The organism is Bradyrhizobium sp. CCBAU 45394, from assembly GCF_028128655.1.
GTDB classification, from domain to species: Bacteria; Pseudomonadota; Alphaproteobacteria; order Rhizobiales; family Xanthobacteraceae; genus Bradyrhizobium; species Bradyrhizobium diazoefficiens.
In genome coordinates this window covers 1-2,006 of record NZ_LBIX01000086.1, presented here as the reverse complement: position 1 = coordinate 2,006, position 2,006 = coordinate 1, and the positions used below count along the sequence as shown (strand labels likewise).

Below are 2,006 nucleotides of genomic sequence, written 5' to 3'. Positions count from 1 at the left end.
GTGAGCAAGGGAAACTTACGGATCTCGACTAGATATTTCGACAGCCCAGCGTCGACAGACGGGGCAGGTAGAGCGGCATTGTTAAACATCTTGCAAACCCCATTAGAGCTAAGGAATTGGACTCGTTTCATCGGGCCTCAATCGACCGGCTCGATCTCGCTTGATCGAGGGGCACGCGCACGGACACGCCGGCACAGGTGCGGCGGCCGGTAAGCGGCTCGGCCTTGTGGTGAGCCCGTCGAACAACCAAGCCGTCAGGCCGCTTCGCGCTCGATCTGCTGGACGTCGGATGCGGCCAGATTGTCAATCGGGATCCGGCGAGGCTTCATGGCGTCCGGAATCTCGCGAACCAACTCGATCTGCAGCAGGCCGTTGTCGAACCGTGCTCCCTCGACCCGGACGTGGGCAGCCAGACCGAACTGCCGCTTGAAAGGTCGCGACGAGATGCCTCGATAGACGAAGTCCCGCCGTCCTTTTTCGCCCTTGCGACCTTCGATGGTGAGCACGCTCTGTTCGGCCGTCACGGTGATTTCATCGGGGGAGAAACCGGCCAAAGCCAGCGAAATCCGATACCGGTCGTCAGACAGGCGTTCTACATTGCAGGGTGGGTAGTTGGCTTCGCCGGCGGTGTGCCGGGCCGCGTCGACCAGATCGAACACGCGGTCGAAGCCGATAGTTGATCGCCACAGGGGGCTGATGTTGTAAGTCCTCATAGCCAAATCCTCCAAGGAGCAAGATGGGTACGAGCAGGCGTCGGACACCTCCGGCGCCCGTCTCCGCCGGGCCCCTAGGGCGCCCGGACCGCTTGTCGCGGCGAGCAGAAAACTAGCAAATCGCCTTTCGGTTTCAAGTAGAGAGCGGAGAATTTTTGTCCGAAAACTAACCCAATGTTACCGAGCCACGGAGCACGTCTTCAAAATTAGGCAAAGCCATCGAGGGGTCTTCAGGGGCCTTACCAGACGCCCCTGCGTCGGTAAGCGATGCGGCAATATCGTACTGAGTTCGATCGTCAGGCGTGTAAACGCTGCAATTCCGCTTCGGCCAGTTCGACCAACCGGGTGAGCCTTTGGCGATGTTCTGCAGCGAGATCCTGTGCTTTGAGAAGTCGCCGCAATGCTCGATTGCTCTGCGTTGGCCCTCAACCACGAAGGATCGGACCCTGGCGGCCCGCTCAAATACGAGCGTCTCAGGCGGAATCGGACGCTGGTCAGTACGTCCGACATGATCGAATAGCGAGGGGGGAGCCGGCCGGGGGATGCGATCAGCGCAATCGGTCGAGATCGCATCCCGGTGAGTGAATGAAACTAGCCGATCGCTGGTCTCTCCCTATTGCGGTCTTCCGGCATAAGCTTGATTCCCGATGGGTCCAGGATCGGTGAAAGGAGCATGTCGACCTTCAACGTGTTCACGCCGGCGCCCCACGTCAACCAGGGCATCGAATCCAGATACGGGATCGGCGGCAGCGCGATCGTCCCGAAAACCTGCCCCGACTCCGGCTTGCTGCGCGGGCCATCCACCCCCCAAGCCGCCAGCGACGGCAGGACCAGGACCGCTGTCATCGAGGCCGTGAGAATCCCGCGGACCACGCGCTGTCCGAAGGCTTGTTTGCGGTTCTCCGCATGAGCGGAGACAATGGCTTGATCTCTGATCATCTCATCCTCCAATCGGTCGAAAACTGATCCAGGCGATCGTGAGAAGGCTGAGGGCGAACATGAGCCAATGCATTACAGTCGCCCCGCTCTTGCGCGATCGAGATTGCATGCGTGTGCTCATCTGGGTCTCCTTGTGCTTTGCGTTCCTTTCTCTTTTGGTTAGTGGTTGAGCCCGGCCGGTGGCGGCCGGGCTCGATCTTGACTAGAAGTCCATCGGCGGCGCTGCGGGCGCCGGCTCGGACTTCTTCGGCTTCTCGGCGATCAGCGCTTCCGTCGTGATCAGCAGCGCGGCGACGGAAGCCGCATCCTGCAACGCGGTGCGAACGACCTTGGCGGGATCGATCACGCCTGCCT

2 protein-coding genes are annotated in these 2,006 nt (G+C 60.7%); both read right to left on the bottom strand.

The annotated features are described in order from the left end of the window. Positions 1–254 precede the first annotated feature (254 nt). Positions 255–713, bottom strand: coding sequence for a small heat shock protein HspA (hspA, locus tag WN73_RS11885; RefSeq protein WP_011087986.1), 459 nt, complete (start codon positions 711–713; stop codon positions 255–257). Between the two features lie 591 nt (positions 714–1,304). Next, entirely contained in the window at positions 1,305–1,652 is a 348-nt protein-coding gene (locus WN73_RS11880) for a hypothetical protein (RefSeq protein WP_011087984.1), read from the bottom strand. Between the last annotated feature and the right edge of the window lie 354 nt (positions 1,653–2,006).